Origin of the sequence: Arsukibacterium sp. MJ3 (assembly GCF_000987765.1) — a bacterium.
Taxonomy (GTDB): Bacteria; Pseudomonadota; Gammaproteobacteria; order Enterobacterales; family Alteromonadaceae; genus Alishewanella.
This window is the reverse complement of sequence record NZ_LAHP01000018.1, coordinates 22,003-41,193: the sequence shown is the minus strand read 5'-3', so window position 1 is coordinate 41,193 and position 19,191 is coordinate 22,003. Positions and strand designations below refer to the sequence as shown.

Annotated in this window: 18 protein-coding genes and 1 pseudogene; 2 read left to right on the top strand and 17 right to left on the bottom strand. The window is 44.6% G+C overall.

All coding sequences use genetic code 11. The annotated features are described in order from the left end of the window. The first annotated feature begins 3 nt into the window (after positions 1–3). Together pseI and VT06_RS13085 are read left to right on the top strand one after the other, a co-directional pair. A complete protein-coding gene (gene pseI / locus VT06_RS13090) occupies positions 4–1,053 on the top strand; it encodes a pseudaminic acid synthase (protein ID WP_046554770.1) in 1,050 nt (349 codons plus the stop codon). 3 nt (positions 1,054–1,056) lie between these two features. Then, the gene (locus VT06_RS13085) at positions 1,057–1,503 is read left to right on the top strand and encodes a GNAT family N-acetyltransferase (RefSeq protein ID WP_046554769.1); all 447 of its coding nucleotides are present in this window, start codon (positions 1,057–1,059) and stop codon (positions 1,501–1,503) included. A 239-nt stretch (positions 1,504–1,742) separates the two neighbouring features. On the opposite strand, the pseudogene VT06_RS17570 reads toward VT06_RS13085, so the two are convergent. The 17 genes and pseudogenes from VT06_RS17570 to flgF form a co-directional block, all read right to left on the bottom strand. Beyond that, positions 1,743–2,066, bottom strand: a pseudogene (locus tag VT06_RS17570) (transposase); the annotation flags it as partial. Next, on the bottom strand, positions 2,035–2,448 hold the full coding sequence (locus tag VT06_RS13080; protein WP_052750264.1) for a glycosyltransferase: 414 nt from the start codon (positions 2,446–2,448) through the stop codon (positions 2,035–2,037). The pseudogene VT06_RS17570 and the gene VT06_RS13080, both read right to left, overlap by 32 nt. 79 nt (positions 2,449–2,527) lie before the next feature. Further along, the gene (locus VT06_RS13075) at positions 2,528–5,335 is read right to left on the bottom strand and encodes a 6-hydroxymethylpterin diphosphokinase MptE-like protein (protein WP_046554768.1); all 2,808 of its coding nucleotides are present in this window, start codon (positions 5,333–5,335) and stop codon (positions 2,528–2,530) included. Positions 5,336–5,347: 12 nt separating this feature from the next. Further along, on the bottom strand, positions 5,348–5,662 hold the full coding sequence (locus VT06_RS13070; protein ID WP_046554767.1) for a hypothetical protein: 315 nt from the start codon (positions 5,660–5,662) through the stop codon (positions 5,348–5,350). Continuing rightward, entirely contained in the window at positions 5,662–6,090 is a 429-nt protein-coding gene (gene fliS / locus VT06_RS13065; protein WP_046554766.1) for a flagellar export chaperone FliS, read from the bottom strand. Before fliS ends, VT06_RS13070 begins: the two co-directional genes overlap by 1 nt. Positions 6,091–6,119: 29 nt before the next feature. Beyond that, positions 6,120–7,583, bottom strand: coding sequence for a flagellar filament capping protein FliD (gene fliD / locus VT06_RS13060; protein ID WP_046554765.1), 1,464 nt, complete (start codon positions 7,581–7,583; stop codon positions 6,120–6,122). Positions 7,584–7,608: 25 nt separating this feature from the next. After that, positions 7,609–8,013 carry a flagellar protein FlaG gene (locus VT06_RS13055; protein WP_046554764.1) on the bottom strand — a complete coding sequence of 135 codons (405 nt, stop codon included), beginning with the start codon at positions 8,011–8,013 and terminating at the stop codon, positions 7,609–7,611. 58 nt (positions 8,014–8,071) lie between these two features. Further along, complete coding sequence (locus tag VT06_RS13050; protein WP_046554763.1) at positions 8,072–8,938, bottom strand: flagellin; 867 nt, start codon at positions 8,936–8,938, stop codon at positions 8,072–8,074. Positions 8,939–9,146: 208 nt separating this feature from the next. Further along, positions 9,147–10,190 carry a glycosyltransferase family 2 protein gene (locus VT06_RS13045; protein WP_046554762.1) on the bottom strand — a complete coding sequence of 348 codons (1,044 nt, stop codon included), beginning with the start codon at positions 10,188–10,190 and terminating at the stop codon, positions 9,147–9,149. Between the two features lie 134 nt (positions 10,191–10,324). Beyond that, positions 10,325–11,197: a flagellin gene (locus VT06_RS13040; RefSeq protein ID WP_046554761.1), complete on the bottom strand. Its 873-nt coding sequence runs from the start codon at positions 11,195–11,197 to the stop codon at positions 10,325–10,327. Positions 11,198–11,398: 201 nt separating this feature from the next. Next, a complete protein-coding gene (flgL, locus tag VT06_RS13035) occupies positions 11,399–12,634 on the bottom strand; it encodes a flagellar hook-associated protein FlgL (RefSeq protein WP_046554760.1) in 1,236 nt (411 codons plus the stop codon). 4 nt (positions 12,635–12,638) lie between these two features. Continuing rightward, positions 12,639–14,690, bottom strand: coding sequence for a flagellar hook-associated protein FlgK (flgK, locus tag VT06_RS13030; protein ID WP_046554759.1), 2,052 nt, complete (start codon positions 14,688–14,690; stop codon positions 12,639–12,641). Between the two features lie 35 nt (positions 14,691–14,725). Further along, positions 14,726–15,787: a flagellar assembly peptidoglycan hydrolase FlgJ gene (flgJ, locus tag VT06_RS13025; RefSeq protein WP_046554758.1), complete on the bottom strand. Its 1,062-nt coding sequence runs from the start codon at positions 15,785–15,787 to the stop codon at positions 14,726–14,728. Between the two features lies 1 nt (position 15,788). Beyond that, a complete protein-coding gene (locus VT06_RS13020; RefSeq protein WP_082122532.1) occupies positions 15,789–16,895 on the bottom strand; it encodes a flagellar basal body P-ring protein FlgI in 1,107 nt (368 codons plus the stop codon). A 10-nt stretch (positions 16,896–16,905) separates the two neighbouring features. Then, positions 16,906–17,592 carry a flagellar basal body L-ring protein FlgH gene (gene flgH / locus VT06_RS13015; RefSeq protein WP_046554757.1) on the bottom strand — a complete coding sequence of 229 codons (687 nt, stop codon included), beginning with the start codon at positions 17,590–17,592 and terminating at the stop codon, positions 16,906–16,908. An 11-nt stretch (positions 17,593–17,603) separates the two neighbouring features. Then, positions 17,604–18,392: a flagellar basal-body rod protein FlgG gene (gene flgG, locus VT06_RS13010; protein WP_046554756.1), complete on the bottom strand. Its 789-nt coding sequence runs from the start codon at positions 18,390–18,392 to the stop codon at positions 17,604–17,606. A gap of 37 nt (positions 18,393–18,429) precedes the next feature. Then, a complete protein-coding gene (gene flgF / locus VT06_RS13005; RefSeq protein WP_046554755.1) occupies positions 18,430–19,176 on the bottom strand; it encodes a flagellar basal-body rod protein FlgF in 747 nt (248 codons plus the stop codon). Positions 19,177–19,191: the final 15 nt, after the last annotated feature.

Here is a 19,191-nt window from a genome sequence, read left to right as displayed (position 1 = left end):
GTAATGGCAGTAATTATGCTTGGCAATCACGCGGTAGGGCCGGATCAACCGCCATTTATCATTGCCGAATTATCCGGCAACCATGATCAAAGCCTGGACAAGGCTTTAGCCATGGTTGAAGCAGCAGCAAAGTGCGGTGCCGATGCGATTAAGCTGCAAACCTACACTCCGGATACCATTACGCTGGATGTGCACGACAATGAATTCTTTATTGATAACCCCGACAGCCTATGGCATGGCAATTCGCTGTACAGCCTTTATCAGCAGGCGATGACGCCGTGGGAATGGCACAAGCCCCTTTTCGACCGTGCAAAAGAGTTAGGCATGTTGGCCTTTAGCTCGCCATTTGATTTAACCGCGGTAGACTATCTGGAACAGTTAAATGTGCCCTGCTACAAAATTGCCTCGTTTGAAAATATCGACCACGGTTTAATTGCAGCTGTTGCTCGTACCGGGAAGCCTGTAATAATATCAACAGGTATGGCCACTCAAACTGAATTAGCTGAAGCCGTTGACGTACTGCGACATAACGGATGCCGTGACATTATCCTGTTAAAATGCACTAGCAATTACCCGGCACGCCCCGTAGATGCCAACTTAAACACTATTCCGCATTTGGCAGCGCTGTTTGACTGTCAGGTTGGTTTGTCAGATCACACAGCAGGTATTGGTGTCAGTGTGGCGGCAGTGGCCCTGGGTGCAACCGTAATTGAAAAACATTTTGTGCTGGACCGCAGCGAAGGCGGCATCGACGCAGCCTTTTCTATGGAGCCGGAAGAGTTCAGTCTTTTGGTATCAGAATGCCGTAAAGCTAAAGATGCCTTAGGCAAAGTGCATTATGGCTGTACCGACAAAGAAATTGCCTCACGGGTGCACCGACGCTCGCTCTATATTGCTAAAGATATGCAAGCCGGTGATATTTTTACCACAGACAACCTGCGTTCAGTGCGCCCCGGGCTTGGTTTGCCGCCCAAGTACCTGCCACAGTTTCTCGGCCGTCAGGCGAAGCAAGATGTGTCGATGGGCACCCCGCTAAGTTGGGAAATGATTTGAACTATGCGCTCATTAATCGTGCTACGTATGGCAACTTTAGCGGATGCAGACAAGCTGCTGTTGTGGCGCAACGATGATTTAACCAGAACATGCAGTTTGAACTCAGAACCGGTTACCCTGCAACAGCATCTGGCCTGGCTGCAAAGCAGCTTTGAAAATAAACAGCGGCATTTGTTTATCGCTGAATTTAACGGCGATGCAATAGGTACCGTTCGCGTTGATTCAAAAGATGATCGTCATACTATATCCTGGACCGTGGGCACCGATTTTAGAGAAAAAGGGTTAGCAAAATTAATGGTCGCGTTGCTGGTGAGTAAACTGGACGGAATTGTGGTAGCTGAAATTTTACCGGGTAACGCAGCATCAATACGTGTTGCAGAATCTGCCGGCTTAACCTACGTCAACACCCACAATGGCATTATGTATTATGAATACCAGGCACCCGGTTAATACTCCTCAGATTACACTGCCACAGGATGTTTTATAAAAGACATATTACTTGCCGGCGGCAACGGCAGCAGGCAATACCCTATTACTCTGTAAGCGTAACACCAACCGCACATTCCCAGCTTAACTAAATCTACATACCCTGTCTGGTGCTACCACCAAACAGGAGTTTAAGATGATCCGCGGAGCACCCGAGCAGTGGCTGGCGTATTTTCAGCAAGGCACCATTGAACAAAGCCTGGCGCACTATCAGCGCGATTGTTGTCAATGTTGAGCCGGCCATCTTCAAGATAGCGTATCAGCTTCGGCCACTGGTTTAGGCTGTAGTTAATGGCTTTGCCCAGTAAGCTTTCTTTGTGAAGGGTGCTTTTGGACTTCTCCCACCAGTCCCACAGTTGCTGCAGTAGCGGTATTGCAAGTAGCTGGCGTTGCTGTTGTTTTACCTCGAACGACTGCGCCCAGTAACCGGCTAACGTGGCGTTAGCTTGCTCATAACCCGCATAACCATCCACTTGCAGATAACCACTGTAACCGTTAAGAAACTGCACAGCATGCGCGCTGCTGCGGAATATGCTGATAGTTATAATAATCTTGTGAAAAGTACTTCAGTACAGCCCCGCTATTGCTGTCAAACACCTCCGACTCGTGGTACACCAAAGTGCATTGAGAATTGGCATCCAGATAGTCAACCTGTTGCTGTAGCTTGCCAGGTAATGCGATATCATCACCGTCCAGATATGCAATAAACTCCCCTGTTGCCGTGTTTAGCAGGCGATGCATAGTCGCAACTAACCCCAAGTTCACTTCATTGCGAAGTATGACCAGATTACTATAGGCAGAACCAAGATGCTGTATAACGTCGAAGGTATTATCGGGCGATGCATCATCACACACTATAACTTCATAACTAAAATTAGTTTTTTGTGACAGGATATAGTAAGCACTCATAAATGAAAACGGACAACTTAAATGCAGGAACAATAACTGATAATTTCATATACCCTCTTATAACCCACTCTTTTGTATACTAGTCTGTTATGTCCAACTGTAATGGCTCTGCCGCAAAATCTGCCACCATTTGTGTTAGATAGTCTTTCCAGACAATAAGGACGGTATTAAATTGTTCAACCGCTTTAACTTGCGCCTCAGCTCCGGCCTGCTGCAACAACGGTAAAAGCTTTGACAGCAAACTAAGAAAGTAGCTGGCACTGCCGTATAACAGATAAAAAATAATACTATTAGGCAAGCTGGCCTGTTGCTTTAGTAGCACCCATTGGCGGTCAATGCAATTCTTTGCACTGGTGTAATCGGTTACCGGTTTTGTTAATAGCTCATCCCAAATGATAAGACTATTAGTTAAGCCACCAGCATTATAATACCGTTTAAATTCAGACAATTGCACAGTAAAATCTTGTTGAATACAAGCTTGTTGCAGAAAATCGTCGAGTAAATCAGTAACAGGTTTTGACGGTAAGAAAGTAAGAATTTGTGACGGTTGTAGCGATATAGCGCCCTGAATCATGGCACCGTCACTACAATTATACACTTCTGCTTGTCCACTATAAGCGGTTAACGTTTGTTCAATAATCTGCCGGGAAATATCAAATTCAATTTTCGTTTGAACCACTGGTCTGAAGTTGCCAACCACGCTAATACTATCACCATGCACTGCTGAGTAATCATATACTGCCTTACCATTTTGATCATAATACGCAGAGAAACGCGAATGGTGGTTATTTACATCGACATAGCCTAAATCAACACCCAGCAAATAATATTGTTTAAAGCCCGCTTGTAGTAGCCAGTTTATCGCCAAGTTAGATACAGTAGGATAAGCATGCGATAACTGCGCTATGTCACCTGCACCTTTAAGCACCTTATTAAACAAAGTGGTTGAAGCTTCCCCCTCTTTAAACGCTAAATAGGTTCCGGCAAACAAGGCTGCAGTTTCCGGATGTATACCATTAACAGTAATAAGTTTTATTTTTTTTAGATAAGCAATGTCATTTACCTGAGTAATCCAGCGATAGGTTGAACGATTTTGTTCAACCTCGGCATGAAAATCTGGTGTTATACCCAAATGATGCAAAGGCTTAAGCGCTGTACCACAACTGACCACAACAACCTTTTCACGATGCTCTTTTATGTAGTCGGCACATTGATCAAGGCTTGGACCGTTACCCACAATAAATACGGGTAACACCGTGGCGGCATGCTGTAAGTAGTTGCTGCGTTTTGCTTTTAACCAGTTGTGGCCCAACATAAAGCTATTGTAAGTGTGGCTAATCCCAAAGCGGGCATGATCGTAGTAATCACCAATGGTCAACACTACCTTTAATTGTTGACGCAACTTTTTAATGGCACTTGCCGTAAAAGGATTAGTGTCAGTTTGTAACATATAAGTATTTGCAATGGTAAAAGCGCCCACACTGAAAAACTGCTGCATTAAATCGTTAAAGTAGTCGCTGCCATCATTACCAATATTCAAATAAATACGGCTACCTGTCTGTTCAGCTTGTTGTAGCAAAGAAGCCCAATCAGTAACAAATAAACTGGCATAAAAATGTTCAATATTAGACTCACAAACATATAAATTAGTAATATTGCGCTGCTGTAGTAAAGCGGGTAAATAAGCGCCGACACCGACACCGAAAATAATCAGCGAATCAATTTTCTCAGGCAGTACATTTTTCTGTTGCGCCATCTCCAAGAATAGCGGCTGCAATTTAGCAATAGCTTGATAATGAATATAATGGCGAAACTTCCAGGCAACTTTTTGGCCAAGAATAACATCGTCTTTGGGTGGTTGGTGCAGAAAACTGTCTATTAGCGCTGTTGCTTCAGTATCTTTGTCGCTATGAAGTAATGCATTACGTTCTTTGTGCCATAAATTAGCCTTACCATGGTCGTCTTTTACCAGAAACCAGTGCCGGGTAGCAAACCCCAGCATGCTTTTCGCAATATCGGGATACAACCGTTTAAATACGGCAATATTTTGCTGAAACAGCGCTTCTTGGCGTTGTGAATCGGTTATTGTAACTTTTTTATTTCCTAAAATATTATTAAACCGAACTGGCAGATAATCTGTTGGTTGGGTGTAACCCAGGTACTGTCTGTCTGCTTTTAGAAGCTCAGCTCTATTACCATTAAACGTAAACAACGTGGCAAGCACTTCATCCGTTACTGAATAGCTTAAATGACGATACAAATATAACTTTTTTAGCGCAGGGATAAACTGAAATAGCTCTTGTAAGTCGCTGGCGATGCTGCTGCCGTCATTCCCCATTTGCAAAGAAATAAGCGTATTACTGCTAGCTGCAGCAGTAAAAATATCATGCCAGTTTATCGTTTGAAAAGAGCATTGCAGCATAGTCAAATCGGGTTCATAAATAATTAGACAGCGGATTTTCCGCCGTGTTATCAATGGCAAAATTTGATGCCCCAACCCAAGGCCAAACATGCATATGGCATCAGGTTGCAGAGGAAGTGGTTCTGTCGGCCAATTAGCATTGCTTACTGGTGGCGTAAATGAAATGACCGGTGCATTGCTTATAAAAGCAGTAACTTCAGTTTCTGCCTCTAACTCAGGGTTAGCCAGATACACCGCGCTGCTATTTTGTCTGTCAACAATATTCGCTTTACCATTTAAATTACAAAATAAAGAAAATCGTTTTTGTTCAGGTTGTTGCAGTAACGGCAGAATATTAGGGCAGTAAAAGGAGAAGGTGTTTTCGTTTACGTTTTTACAACGAGTTATATGTTCTGCTAACTTTTGTTCCAGAACAACTTGCTGTTGTGCATCTTTTAGTAACTGATTATAAAGAGAGTGATGCATAGTATTTAATACTTAAAATTGTTTAGTGTTATCGTAACTGGCATTACCCTTTCTGGCACGAGTTATTTGGATTAACTGCTCAGCAACCCCTGTTCTTTCTGCTGACAATTTTTCAACTTGCAACGCAAGCCAGCTAAGGTTATCTTGCAGGTACAAAGTAAGCTTTACGGTCGGCACAGTTTGTTGAGATAGTGCCAGCAAAGCTTGTTCAAACTGGTTGATCAAGCTTATTGCAGCATCTGCATCTGTTAGCTCTTGCTCTAACAACTCTAAAAACTGTTGTTGAATTTGTGCAACGTTGGCACTTAGCTCAGCCGTTAGCGACATCAGGCGACGCCTTGAGCCAGTTCCGTACGCATAGCATAACCTTTTTCTCTATCAGCAACCGATATTTGATCCCACGCTGATTTAATGGTTAGCAGTAGATCCATTACTTCTTGTATTTTGCTCTGGCTTTGCTCTCTGCTGGCTACTGTTAGTTGGTTCAACATAAAATCATACAATGCAGACAAATTATCGGAAATTTCAGCGCCTGCTTTCATATCCAAGCTACCCTGCAATGCACTTATAATGGCCATACTTTTTGAGATCGTAGCAGCTTTACCCGCGTAATCTTTACGTTCTATAAAACCTTTAGCCTTTGCCATATTCTCCAGCGCACCTTGCATAAGCAGCTGAATAATCCTATGCGGGTCTGCAACCGCCAGGTCATCTTTTACACCTACAGATTTGTACGCTTTAATACCGTAGCTCATAATGCTCTCCGATTATCTAATAACCTGATTTATCTAGATTTATTAGTACCAAATCCAGGCAAACCTGATAGCGCGGCAGTAACACTAGTTTGTGTTCTTTGCATTTGCGCCAGCAAACCATCAAGCGCCGTATAACGTTTACGAAGTGATTCTTCGAAACTTGTTATGTATCGGCTGGCCGCTTCAGAATCTTTAGTATTTTTTGTAAGCTGAGTTCGAAGGGAAGATTCTTTACCAGCAATAATGCCACCCGATTGGTTAAACCCTTGCATAAAGCTATCAAGGCTGCTTGCCAAGCCATTTTCACCACCAAACATCTTCGCCACCGCATCATAATTTTCACTAAGCGCCTTATCAAAGCGTTGCTGGCCGGTCTCAGTACTAAATTCTGTCGACGTGCTTATTTCAAGCTTACCGCCTTTATTAAACGTAATACCTAACGAGTAGAGTGTGTTCATTTGCTCATCGCCGCCAGCAATGGCGTTACCCAACAAGCCTCGTAATTGGCTCATAATAGAGCGCGGTAATGCATCTCCATTTAACGCACCGCCTCCGCCTGTAACCGAGGTACCATCACTGCCAAGGCTTCGTTTTCGCGTTAAACTACCTACTTGGTCTACCAGACTGTTATAACTATTTATAAAAGCTTTGATATTATCTTCCGCTGCTTTTTTATCGGTGCTGATATCCAGTTTGGCATTATTACCAGCCGGTGTTTCGGCTAACACGGTAATCGTGACATCTTGGATTACATTGTTAAAGGTATTGCTGCTGCTACTGGCCACTATGCCGTCAACTTCAATTATCGCATCCTGTGCAGCCTGAACACTGCTAAGCCCTGCACTTACACCACTTGCAACTGTTGATATGGCATCAAGCTCAGCATTGTTATTACTGATAACTAAATCATTACCCTGGCCACTTATTGCAGAGCTAAGCACTAACTTGGTGCCTACCGCACCGCCTGCATTAATAATATTAGCGTTAACCCCAAAATTATTTGCACTTTCATTAATTTTTAACCGCAACTCATTTAATGTCATGCCAGCAGTAACATCAATATCGAAGCTTTTATCGCCGGCAGTAAAGCTTAATGTACCATCGGTTGTCGAAATAACATCATCGGAACTACCGTAGGCTAAATCAGCACTCTCTAATCGACTACCTCTCGCAAGCTGATTTACTTTAACTTCAAAACTAGACGCTGCAGCGGTACTATTAGCCGAGGCTTCAATAAAGGTTTTATCAGCCATTGGCTGAGTAATCGTGACTGAGCGCGCCTTTAAGCTGTCACCCTCTAGCTTTTTCGTCGCATCCTGAAAAGCAGACAGCGCCGACTTTAAGCGTCCCATACCTGATAATGATGCATCTAAGGTTGCTTTGGTTTTATCAATTCTGGCGAACTTAGTATCCCGCTCTACCCTTACCAAAGTAGAAACCAGTTCTTCCAATGGTAAGCCTGATGCAGCACCAAGAAAATTAATATTAGACATAGCTCACCTCTTTTGCCGGAAAAAGTTACACTTTTCGATCAATTAACAGCCCTAAAGACTGCCCCATCTCATCCTGCAATTTTTTAATACCTTGTGCTACTTTTATTAACTCTTCTGATGGAATTTGCCGGATAAGTTGTTCGGTTTGCTGATCAACTACTTTAATAATAGACCGGCCAGAAACTTCATCAATGGAAAAACTTAATGAACGCTGCTCTATAACCGCAGCCTGGTTTAGCACGTCTACCGCCTGTTGTAATTCTTGCTTGCTTGGCTGCGCCAACGCAGAGGCAGTAGTACTAGAGTCAGGAGTAGTTGCCTGAACGGCATCATTCTTTAATTTATTTGCAGCTGGCGACACACTCTCTGGTCTAAGATTTGCACTAGCTGTGTTAAAGTTTATCATTGAAGCATTATTAACGTTACTCATACTTCCTCCTCAGTAAAAACTCAGGGTAACAATGGCTGTCACCCTGATTTTAGACCGTTTAGCCCAGTAACGACAACGCTGCCTGTGGCCGCTGGTTAGCCTGCGCTAATACCGTAGTACTCGTTTGCTGCAAAATCTGCGACCGAGTTAACTCTGCGGTTTCTTTAGCAAAGTCGGTATCACGAATACGCGCTCGTGCGCTTGACACGTTCTCAGAAATATTCGATAAGTTACGAATGGTTGACTGAAAACGATTTTGCACCGCACCTAAATCAGCACGTTTACCATCAACCGCTTTAATTGCAGCATCAATCTTGGTCATTGCACCCGATGCAGAGTCAACACCAGTAAGTTCAGTGCCCATAGAAACAGTGTCTAAGTTTAAACCCGTTGCATTAGTAGTCCAACCATCAGCGGTGCCGGCAGCGGCTCCAAATTTAACATTGACACTGATAAAATCATCAGTCGTAGCCTGCGCACCCACTAACACTTTGGCAGAATACTGACCAGTTAACAATTTTTCACCACCAAACTCGGTGGTTTTGGCCACACGGGTAATTTCGGCTGCTAGGGCCGTAAACTCTTTTTGTAAGGCCAATTTGTCATCAGTACTGGAAATACCATTTTGTGCCTGTACCGATAAGGTTCGCATCCGCTGTAATGAGTTAGTAATTTCATCAAACGCACCTTCTGCAACCTGCGCCAAAGAAATACCATCGTTAGCATTACGGGTAGCTTGATCCAAACCATTTATCTGACTGGTTAAACGGTTTGAAATTTGCAAGCCCGCGGCATCATCAGCAGCACTGTTAATCCGAAAGCCAGATGATAAACGTTTAAACGCGGTATCAAGCGCATTACCAGAGTTTAATAACTGGCGCTGAGCATTTAATGACGACGCATTAGTATTGACAAATAAAGCCATGAGTCACTCCTTCGTTTTTGGCTAATAATTTAAGCCGCAAACTGTTGTTAAAAATACGGTATACCCGTTAATTTAGCCAAGCTGCAACTCGGCTTAATAAGGCTATCGGCTGACACTTTATAAACTTTAGCGATTTTTTAAGATATTTTTTATTTTTATAGAATGTAAGAAGTATTAAGCGCAGAGAATAAATTGAAAGCGTTTTAAATCAGTGGCTGGATGCCAGCTTAAAGTAGTGTTGGCTTTGTGCTGTTTTGCCAAGACTTTGATAAAAAACTGCCAAATTATGGGCAGCCAGATAGCTCCCCCGTCCAAAAACCGCACCATTTACACCGGTAACTTCGCCTATTTCCAGGCATTTTAACCAGCATTGCTCAATTTTCGGAATTAACTCAGCAGTGCGCTGAGGTTGATTAATAGCAACGTCAAGATAAAAATCTCCGAGAGAAAAAGAATAATCAGCAGATAAATGGCTTAAAGCCTGCTCCTGCGCTGCTAATGTTAAGCCTTGAGTAAATAACTTCAGTTTTTTGTAAATGAACAACAACCGGATAACTAAATCCAACCGCCAGCTTAAACCTGAACTCGAAGCCACCAAGGCCTGCTCGAAATAGACTTGTGCTTGAACAAGTTTTCCTGCCTGCTCATACTCTACGCCTAGTTTATATTGCAAATAACGGTCACCAGGTTGAGCCAATAATGCCTGCTGCAAAAGCTGCATATTACGTTGCTTTTTTTCTTGTTGTTGTGCCGGTTCATATCCGTCATGTTGCACGCTAATTGCCAGTGCTTTTAGCGGCAGTTTATGCTGTGGCTGTTCATGAATAGTTCCGCGGTAGCTTACCCCCTTTGGTAATACACGGCTGGTGATACTTCGTGCGTATTGCTTATTATTTCCCGCCACAAAACCACTAACTATTTCAATAGTACCAACAAAGTTTGCTGTTGTTTGTCGTAATTGCTGCAAAGTCTCTGCGCCACTGCTTAGCCATTCATCTGCATCAAGAATAATGTTCCAGTCCGCTGTTGAATGGCTTAATGCTGCATTTCTGGCTGTTGCAAAATCGTCACACCACGTAAAGTGCTTTACTATAGCGCCGCAACTGATTGCAATATCAACAGTATTGTCAGTTGAACCGGTGTCCAGCACAAGCATAGCATCAACAAATGGGGCAACACTTTGCAGGCAGCGTTTAATCGATCTCGCTTCGTTTTTGGCAATCATTACCAATGCTACACAGTAAGTCGGCATAATATTTTTTCTCTTAACGCTGCTAGAAAAAAACCACCCTAAGGTGGCTTTTAATTAAGCGAGTCACTCCACTGAAGCGTATCGGCAAGAAGCAAGGTTACTGCAAACCCTGTTGCTTCAGCTTACTGGCCAACTTAACCTTGCAGTAAGCTTAGTGCCGCCTGCGGCCGCTGATTAGCCTGCGCCAGCACGGTAGTACCCGTTTGCTGCAGGATCTGTGCCCGGGTTAACTCTGCTGTTTCTTTTGCAAAATCGGTGTCACGAATACGTGCTCTGGCACCAGATACGTTTTCAGAAATATTAGTTAAGTTACGAATGGTTGCCTGAAAACGATTTTGCACCGCACCTAAATCAGCACGTTTACCATCAACCGCTTTAATTGCCTCATCAATCTTGGACATTGCCGCGGAAGCACCGGTTGCTAAACCTGCATCATCTGCTAAATTAAAACCGTCTAAGGCTAAACCAGCTGCAGCCGTAGTCCAACCATTAGCGGTGCCGCCAGGGGTAGTTCCAGCATTAACATTGACACTGATAAAATCATCAATCGTAGCCTGCGCACCCACTAACACTTTGGCAGAAAACGTACCAGTTAACAATTTTTCACCACCAAACTCGGTAGTTTCTGCAATTCGGTTAATTTCGGTACGCAGTGCCGCAAATTCTTTTTGTAAGGCATTTTTGTCATCAATATTAGAAATACCGTTTTGAGATTGAATAGCCAGAGTACGCATACGTTGTAAAGCATTAGTCATCTCATCAAAAGCACCCTCTGCTACCTGGGCTAATGAAATGCCGTCGTTGGCATTACGGCTGGCTTGATCTAAACCATTAATCTGGCTGGTTAAACGGTTAGAAATTTGTAACCCAGCGGCATCATCCGCAGCGCTGTTGATACGAAAACCAGATGATAAACGTTTAAATGCTGTGTCTAAGGCATTGCCAGAATTGATTAACTGACGTTGAGCATTTAAAGATGACGCATTAGTGTTTACAAATAAAGCCATGATGTTTTCCTCACTAAATAACTGGTAGTGGCAATTTGTAGTGCGTATTGCCTGTTTCTTGCCGTGTTATATATTTATCGGGTGAGGGAAGGAAAACTTGAGTAGAATTTTTACTATTTTTTAGTTTTTAAGTGGTTGATTCTATTTTTAAATAAAAATTAAAGTTGGCGAAAATGCCGCCGATAAGGCACTTTGCCGAGCTTAGCGAATAAAATCAAATAACGTGGTAGCAGAAATTTTACCAAAGGTTGTAGACACTGCTTGCAGTGCTATTTCCTGACGTTTTATCTCTGTCATCGCGGCAGCAAAATCTACCTCTGACAAATCTGCCCGATACTCTTTATTATTAATGGTTAAGTCTTCATTACTACCAAACACACTGTCCAGTACATTGACACGGCCACCAATATTAGCTAGCGTACTGTCAAGTTTACTGGCGCTATCTTCTGTTTGCGCCAATACATCCTGAATAGCCTCGGTAAGCTGGTCATTACTTAAACCTGATGTTTCCAATACTGCAATAAAATCTTGAATAGTATTAAGAATATTCTTCTTTTCTGGCAACGCTAACGTGAAATCTATCTGGCCAGGGGCAGCGCTAGCGCCAGTAATTTTAATAGACAAACCATTAAAATTTATATCCTGGCCATCAACATAGCTGCCGGTTACTGCCGGAGTAAGCGCAACACCATTTTTTAGTATTTGAAAATTACTTGCTGCGTCAATAGCAATGTTATAGGTATTATTGGCAGCAGTTTGATTATCATAATTCCCCATATAAAAGGCATTAAACTGGTTTTGCTGCGCTACTGCTATTTTAACACTCGTTGGACTGCCGCTTGCAACAACAGGAAGCTGTGTTTTAAAACGGGCAAATACGTCATCAAAAATGGCTTTACCACTGTCGTTACCTGGCATGCTGATAGAAGGGGAAATTTGCAGCGCTTTGAAACCGTCATCTCCCTGAAACTTATAGCGCCCCGAGCCCTGGTCTAACTCATATGCGGGAGCTCTGTCCTGAAAACCAGCAAATATATAGCCGCCATCGGCATTTTTAGAGTTCATTAGATCAAATAGCTCGGTTTGAATGTTTTTCATCTCAAAAGCGATGGCTTGGCGTTCACGCTCGGTATAGGTACCGTTACCTGTAGCAATCGATAAGGTGCTAACTCTGTCAAAAGAAGTACGCATTGTGGTAAGTATCGTTTCTTCTAAAGCAAGATTATTTTGTAATAACACGCTGTTTTTTTGAAACTGCTCTATTTGTGCCAGATTTTGATTAAGCCCTAACACTTTTGCAGATGCTGCCGGATCATCTGCCGGAGACAAGATGCGAGTTTGCTTCGTTAACTGGTTTTCAGCACGAGACATTTTTTTCTGCGTATCCAAAATGCCATTTAAGCTTTGGTTAAACTGCATATTAAACGATATGCGCATAATGCTACCTCACTGCCTGTAACAGGGTATCAAAAATAGTTTGTGACGTTGCTATAATTTTAGCCGCTGCGGCGTAACTTTGCTGAAAACGGACTAAATTGGCAGCCTCTTCATCTAAACTTACGCCAGACAACGACTCATACCACAGTGTAGTTTGTTCCAGAATAGCAGAATTAGCTTCATCTGAGGTGCGGGCCTGACGAGTTCGCTCGCCAATAGTGCCTACCATAGTGGCATAAGACTGATTAAAACTGTATTTATTCACTTCATTGGCTACCGTTACCGCATTGCGCCGGGTGGTGGATTCTGACTGCAATTTAGCTAGCTCGAGACCATTGCGATTATCGTTATAACCATTAGTATTAAATTCAATAGTAAAAGTATCACCAGGGCGCGGTACACCACTGAGATTAAAATCAAAACCGCTAGTACCGGCAATACCGGTAGTACCGGCAATACCGGCCTTGGCCAATACATTATTATAATTGTTGTTGGTAAAATTGGCCGTACCAAGCAAGGTTGGCGTTGGTGTGGCACTGTCGAATACTTCAAAGGTATTACTGCCGGTATAGGTAATGGTGTAGGGGCCATTTTGAATACTGGTGGGGGTAATAAACGCCGAGCTGGCAGGGTCAGTGCTGCTTACTTTCAGGCTTTCTACCCGGCCATTACCCAGGTTACTGACATTAAAATTGCCCCGCACCGGGCTGGCTAAAGCAATATCTTCAGCTCTGTTAGTGGCCATTTGAATTTGACGTGAGGCGCTACTTAACGGTTTTAATAAAAAACGGTCACCCACTGCCGCGCCGGCCGTCAGGGTAATATCCAGCCCAAATAAGTCACCCGCGGCGCTGGCAGAATTAAGTGTTACGTCGGCGCTAAAATCCAGGCCGTTTATCTGCTTATCTGAACCGGCAATCACATTGCCTTTGCTATCCAGCGCCTGAATGGTTACTTCATCAGCACCGGTGATGCTCACCCGAAAATCATTCGGTGGCAGCTGGTCGCCCTTGCCAGCTTCTAATTGATAACGGATACCACTGCCGCTGGCATTATTGCTATAAGCCAAGCCTTGAAAAGTAGGCATCCGGAATAAATCGGTGCCTATAGTGCCATTTAACGTCATGCCCAGTTTATTTTGTTTATTCATAGCATCGGTTAACGACAGCGATAACTGCCCCAACTGCAGCTGCACTGGATCAAGAATTTCTTCCCGAAACGCTACTATCGCGCCTAATTTGCCGCCAATACCTTTAACATTAATATCGCGTAACACGCTGGCGTTGCTGTTAAATTGCAATTGCAATTCTTTACGTGACGGATCGGGATCGCCGCGTAGCGATAACAATCTAAAATCACCTTGCTCTACCACCAGTGACTGACCTTCAGCCATAAACACTAATTTCTCACCGTTAGCCGCGTCCAGTGTTTTAATTTCCAGCATTTCTGACAACTTTAAAATAGCCTGGTCTCGTTTATCCAGTAAATCAAGCGGTACCGGCCTGCTAACACCTTTACCGTATGAGGCTATTTCTTTATTTAACGCAGCAATTTGTTTAATAACATCGTTTGCTTCCGTAACATAAATATCGAGTTGTTGATTAATAAAGTTTTCCTGATCGAGGATCAGGTTTGACATACCATCAAAACGATCTAAAAGTGCCTGCGAGCTACCAATAATTAATTGCCGGTTTGATAACTGAGTAGGGTCATTATTGGCGGTTTGAATTTGAGCAAATAAATCGTTCATACCGGTAGCTATGCTATTAGCAGGATTTGAAAATAAGGCATCTACCCGATTAGCTTCAGACACATATTGTTGGGTAAACGAATAATTTGAGGTGTCACGACGCATTTGCTTTAACGTAAATTCACTAACCAGTCGATCGGTAGTGCCCCGGCCCACGCCTAAACCAAGCTGCTGCGCTACAAATTCGGTGCGCTGCCTGACATAGCCAGGGGTATTAATATTGGCAATATTATTACTGGTAGTATTAAGCAAGGTACTATTTGCCAATACCGCTGAGGTGCCAATTCTAAGTAAATTATCTGACATGGGTTGCTCCGTTGCCACAATGAGTGGCTAACATGCTATTCATCGGCGCCATTGTTATTAACTTGAGCGGCATTTAACTCAGCTCGCAGCTGCTCAAAGGTTGAGCTTTGAAATACCGCCATAATTTTTTTGGCGTAATCAGGATCAGTGGCATAACCCGCAGCCTGCAATTCATTGAAATACGCGGCCGGCTCTGCAGCTACCTGCAACGCTTGTTGATAACGGGGGCTGGCGGCAATAAAATTGGCATAATCGTCCAGGCTATGTTCGGGCGAGCCATATGCCCGAAAACGGGCTTGCTCTTTTTGGGCCACACCAGCGCGAAATTCGAGGGTGTCGACCACCGCACTTTTGCCTTGCCAATTATTGTTAGCCTTAATACCAAACAGGTTAAAACTGTTATCGCCCTGCGCCGTTTTAATCATCCGCTGGCCCCAACCGGTTTCCAGTGCCGCTTGCGCAATCATCGCCAGCGGATCCAGGCCTAAAGCTTTTGCTGCCTGCTGTGCCGCCGGTAATAACTTACGTACAAATTCTTTTGGTGAAGCAATTTGCCAATCCGTTGCTGGTACCGCGTTAGCCGCAACGGGCACGGTGGTGGTGGTGTTTGCAGGCATTACTGCTGAAACTTCTGGCAAAGCAGCAATAGCGTTCAAGGCCTGCTTAACGCCAGTGCTCATGTCGCTACTATTCAGTGCCTTGCGGGTATCGGGTCGCTCTGGCAGCGGATTAAAACTGGCGCTACCTGGCATATTAAGCTCTGCAGCTTTTTTGGGTCGATTAATGCCTGCTGTAGGGTCAAGTTGGGCTACCAGTAAGTCAGCCAGGCCTAACGCGCCTTTTTGGGCTAAATCGGTGGCGAGCTGGCTGTCATGCATATCACGATAAAACTCGGTAGTTTGGCTATTCATCATGCCTTCGGCTTCAAAGGCTGAGTTGGCTTTGCGCATACTGGTTAATAGCATGCTCATAAAAATAGCTTCAAACTGTTCTGCCGCCTGTCGTAAACCGGCTTTTTTATCGTTTTTAGCCTCCGCTCTAATGTTCTGCAGGCTGTTTAAATCATGATACGACACTTGGGCTTTGGTCAGGCTCATGTTAAATTACCACCAGTTCGCCATGAATTGCACCAGCTTCTTTTAAGGCTTCAAGAATAGCCATTAAATCGCCCGGCGCCGCACCCACCGCGTTAACGGTGCGGACTAAATCATCCAACGTTACGCCAGGGTCAAATTTAAACATCCGTGAGTTTTCCCGGGTAACATCGATAATGCTATTTTGCTCAATCGCCGTTACGCCTTCGCCAAACGGATTCGGCTGCACTACCTGCGGGTTTTCGGCAATGGTTACCGTTAAACCACCGTGGGTAACAGCTGCCGGAAACAGCCGGACATCTTTACCAATAACAATGGTACCGGTGCGCGAATTAATAATAATTTTAGCCGCGTGATCGGCAGGCGCAAACTCCAGGTTCTCCAGTGTAGACAAGTAAGACACCCGCTGCGACATATCACGCGGTGCTCTTACCTGCACCGAGGCGGCATCCTGAGAGTATGCGGTGTCCTGGCCGATAAAGGTATTGATCACCTCGGCCAGTCTCTTCGAGGTAGTAAAATCCGCCCGTTTTAAATTAAAAGTAATAAAGTCGCCATTACCAAAAGGTGAAATAACTTCACGCTCTACCATTGCACCATTCGGAATACGGCCCACTGTTGGCGTGTTCACCAGAATACGCGAACCATCAAGGCCCTCGGCGCCAAGGCCACTTACCAGTAAACTGCCCTGGGCAATAGCATACACATTGCCATCTAAACCGGTTAAAAAGGTTTGCAATAAGGTGCCACCGCGTAAGCTTTTGGCGCTGCCTACTGACGACACCGTAATATCGATGGTTTGTCCCGGTTTGGCAAAAGCCGGTAATTCAGCATGCACCGCCACTGCGGCCACGTTTTTGATTTGGCTACGCTGACCGGCTGGCATATTAATCCCAAAATTTGCCAGCATGGTGCGAAAGCTTTGCTCGGTAAACGGGCTTTGCTCGCCAGTGCCCGGTAAACCTACCACTAAGCCATAGCCTACCAGTTGGTTTGAGCGCACACCGTCAATATCTGCCACATCTTTAATCCGGGCAGCGTGCGCTGGCAACAGCGTCAGTAATATAGCCAATGACAGTGTTAAACAGCCTGCTAGTTTTATCCGCAACATAGGTTATCTCCTAAAAGGGCCAAAGCGGGCCACTGAAAAACTGGCTTAACCAGCCGGGTGACTGGCCATCGTGGTGCGGCCCGGTGCCACTGTATTCGATACGGGCATTGGCAATTTTATTAGATTCAACGGTATTGTTCATATCAACATCTTGCGGCCGGATAATGCCGGTTAAGCGGATATACTCTTTACCGGTATTTAAGGTTAACCATTTTTCGCCGCGGATCATCAGGTTACCATTGGCCATTACCTGCAACACGTTGACTGAGATATCACCTACCAGGCTGTTGCTTTGATCGGCTTTGGCATCACCGGTAAATGCAGAGGAAGCATTAGCACCCAGTTGCAGTACATTACCCGCTACCGACACGTTACGGCCACCAAGGCCAATCATCGGGTCGACATTAATGCTGCTGTCCTTTCCTGTTTCAGTTTTCGCCTTTTTAGATGCCTGCGTTTTTTCCCGCAATACCACAGTAATAATATCGCCCTCATGCCGGGCTTTATTGTCTGAATACAAACTGTTGGAACGATGCTGTGCAAACAACGAGCCGGTTTTTAGTACGGGTTGAACCACCGTTTCCGGTGGCATGGGCGAATAGTAAGGGTCATCAGCAAACGGCGGTTGCCTAGACGCACAAGCCGACAGCAATAAGGCTGCAAATAAGGCTAATAATACGGCAATAGTAATACGCATAACGCCTCCGCTTATAATTGCTGAATAGCAAAACCGAGCATTTGGTCCACCGACGAAATGACTTTAGAGTTCATTTCATATACCCGCTGCGATTCAATAAGGCTAACCAGCTCTTCAGTAACATTAACATTTGAAGTTTCGAGTGAGCCTTGCACAATAATACCCAAGCCTTCTAAGCCCGGAATACCTTGCACCGGGTCGCCACTTACCGCGGTTTCTTTAAATAAGTTTTGGCCTGTGGGCTCTAAACCCGCCGGATTAATGAAGTTAGTCACGGTAAGTTGCCCTAATACGGCATTATCTACCTGCCCGGCTAAACGTACCGACACTTCGCCGTCTTGCGACACCGTAATACTGGTTGCATCCGGCGGAATAACAATATTAGGCTGCACTTGAAAGCCCGCACCAGAGGTGACCAGGTTGCCTTCACCATCAACGGTAAACTGGCCATTGCGGGTATAAGAAACGGTGCCATCAGGCATTAATACTTCAAAAAAACCATGGCCCTGAATCATCATATCCAAACTGTTTTCAGTGGTAATCATATTACCCTGAGTGAAGTTTTTCTGCGTCGCGACCACCTTGGTACCGGCGCCAATCATTAAGCCATTGGGCAGTTCAGAGTTTTGCGATGAACGACCACCCGGCTGATTAACGTTCTGGTAAAGCAAATCTTCAAATACCGCCCGGCTTTTTTTAAAGCCAATAGTACTGGCATTGGCCAGATTATTAGAAATAACCGAAATATCACGCTGTTTAGCATCTAAACCAGTTTTACTTATCCACAGAGCTGGATGCATCTGCTACCTCCCGGGCTATTGCCCATTAATCAGTTAACTAGCCCATCATCCGCAACAAGGTGTTCTGTTGACGATCCATTTCTTCGGCGTTTTTCATCATTTTTACCTGCAACTCAAACTGACGCTGCAGGCTTATCATATACGTCATTTCGCCTACGGCATTGACATTGCTGCCCTCGTAGGCACCGTGCAGTAAGCTGACATTAATGTCGGCAACCGCCTGTTGGCTGTCTTTGCGGCGAAATAAGCCATCAGTACCCTTGGTAATATCGGCAAAAGCCGGGTTAACCAGTTTAATCCGCCCCACTTCTTCCATGGCATTCGCAGGTGCGCCCTGTGGTAATGCGCTAATAGTGCCATCTTGGCCTATTTCAAGTTTGGCTAAGGGCACCGGCAACTGAATAGGGCCACCATCACCAATAACCAGCCGGCCATTTGCCGTTTCCAGCATGCCGGTAGGGCTTAACTGCAAGTTACCGGCGCGGGTGTAAGCTTCATTACCATCGGCATCTTGCACGGCAAACCAGCCGTCACCTTGTATAGCAATATCCAGTTCACGGTCGGACATGATCACGGGGCCTGCGTCAAAGTTTTGACCTGGTTGCTCGGTCATGGCAAATACCCGGCTAGGCAAGCCCTCGCCAAAAGCTTGCATGGCACGCGCTTGTTCAAAATCGGCCTTAAAACCAACGGTATTACTGTTGGCCAGGTTATTAGCCCGCACACTAATGCCGTTCATGTTTTCTTTGGCACCACTCATGGCGATATATAGCAAATGGTCCATAACGCGCTCCGTTAG

Excerpts from the sequence above, each read along its gene's own strand:
- flgF (WP_046554755.1), bottom strand. The coding sequence starts at position 19,176 with ATGGACCATTTGCTATATATCGCCATGAGTGGTGCCAAAGAAAACATG.
- VT06_RS13050 (WP_046554763.1), bottom strand. The coding sequence starts at position 8,938 with ATGGCTTTATTTGTCAATACTAATGCGTCGTCATTAAATGCTCAGCGC.
- fliS (WP_046554766.1), bottom strand. The coding sequence starts at position 6,090 with ATGAGCTACGGTATTAAAGCGTACAAATCTGTAGGTGTAAAAGATGAC.
- flgH (WP_046554757.1), bottom strand. The coding sequence starts at position 17,592 with ATGCGTATTACTATTGCCGTATTATTAGCCTTATTTGCAGCCTTATTG.
- VT06_RS13075 (WP_046554768.1), bottom strand. The coding sequence starts at position 5,335 with ATGCATCACTCTCTTTATAATCAGTTACTAAAAGATGCACAACAGCAA.
- fliD (WP_046554765.1), bottom strand. The coding sequence starts at position 7,583 with ATGTCTAATATTAATTTTCTTGGTGCTGCATCAGGCTTACCATTGGAA.
- VT06_RS13040 (WP_046554761.1), bottom strand. The coding sequence starts at position 11,197 with ATGGCTTTATTTGTAAACACTAATGCGTCATCTTTAAATGCTCAACGT.
- VT06_RS13070 (WP_046554767.1), bottom strand. The coding sequence starts at position 5,662 with ATGTCGCTAACGGCTGAGCTAAGTGCCAACGTTGCACAAATTCAACAA.
- pseI (WP_046554770.1), top strand. The coding sequence starts at position 4 with ATGGCAGTAATTATGCTTGGCAATCACGCGGTAGGGCCGGATCAACCG.
- VT06_RS13085 (WP_046554769.1), top strand. The coding sequence starts at position 1,057 with ATGCGCTCATTAATCGTGCTACGTATGGCAACTTTAGCGGATGCAGAC.
- VT06_RS13020 (WP_082122532.1), bottom strand. The coding sequence starts at position 16,895 with ATGTTGCGGATAAAACTAGCAGGCTGTTTAACACTGTCATTGGCTATA.
- flgG (WP_046554756.1), bottom strand. The coding sequence starts at position 18,392 with ATGCATCCAGCTCTGTGGATAAGTAAAACTGGTTTAGATGCTAAACAG.
- flgJ (WP_046554758.1), bottom strand. The coding sequence starts at position 15,787 with ATGAGCCTGACCAAAGCCCAAGTGTCGTATCATGATTTAAACAGCCTG.
- flgL (WP_046554760.1), bottom strand. The coding sequence starts at position 12,634 with ATGCGCATATCGTTTAATATGCAGTTTAACCAAAGCTTAAATGGCATT.
- flgK (WP_046554759.1), bottom strand. The coding sequence starts at position 14,690 with ATGTCAGATAATTTACTTAGAATTGGCACCTCAGCGGTATTGGCAAAT.
- VT06_RS13080 (WP_052750264.1), bottom strand. The coding sequence starts at position 2,448 with ATGAGTGCTTACTATATCCTGTCACAAAAAACTAATTTTAGTTATGAA.
- VT06_RS13055 (WP_046554764.1), bottom strand. The coding sequence starts at position 8,013 with ATGAGTAACGTTAATAATGCTTCAATGATAAACTTTAACACAGCTAGT.
- VT06_RS13045 (WP_046554762.1), bottom strand. The coding sequence starts at position 10,190 with ATGCCGACTTACTGTGTAGCATTGGTAATGATTGCCAAAAACGAAGCG.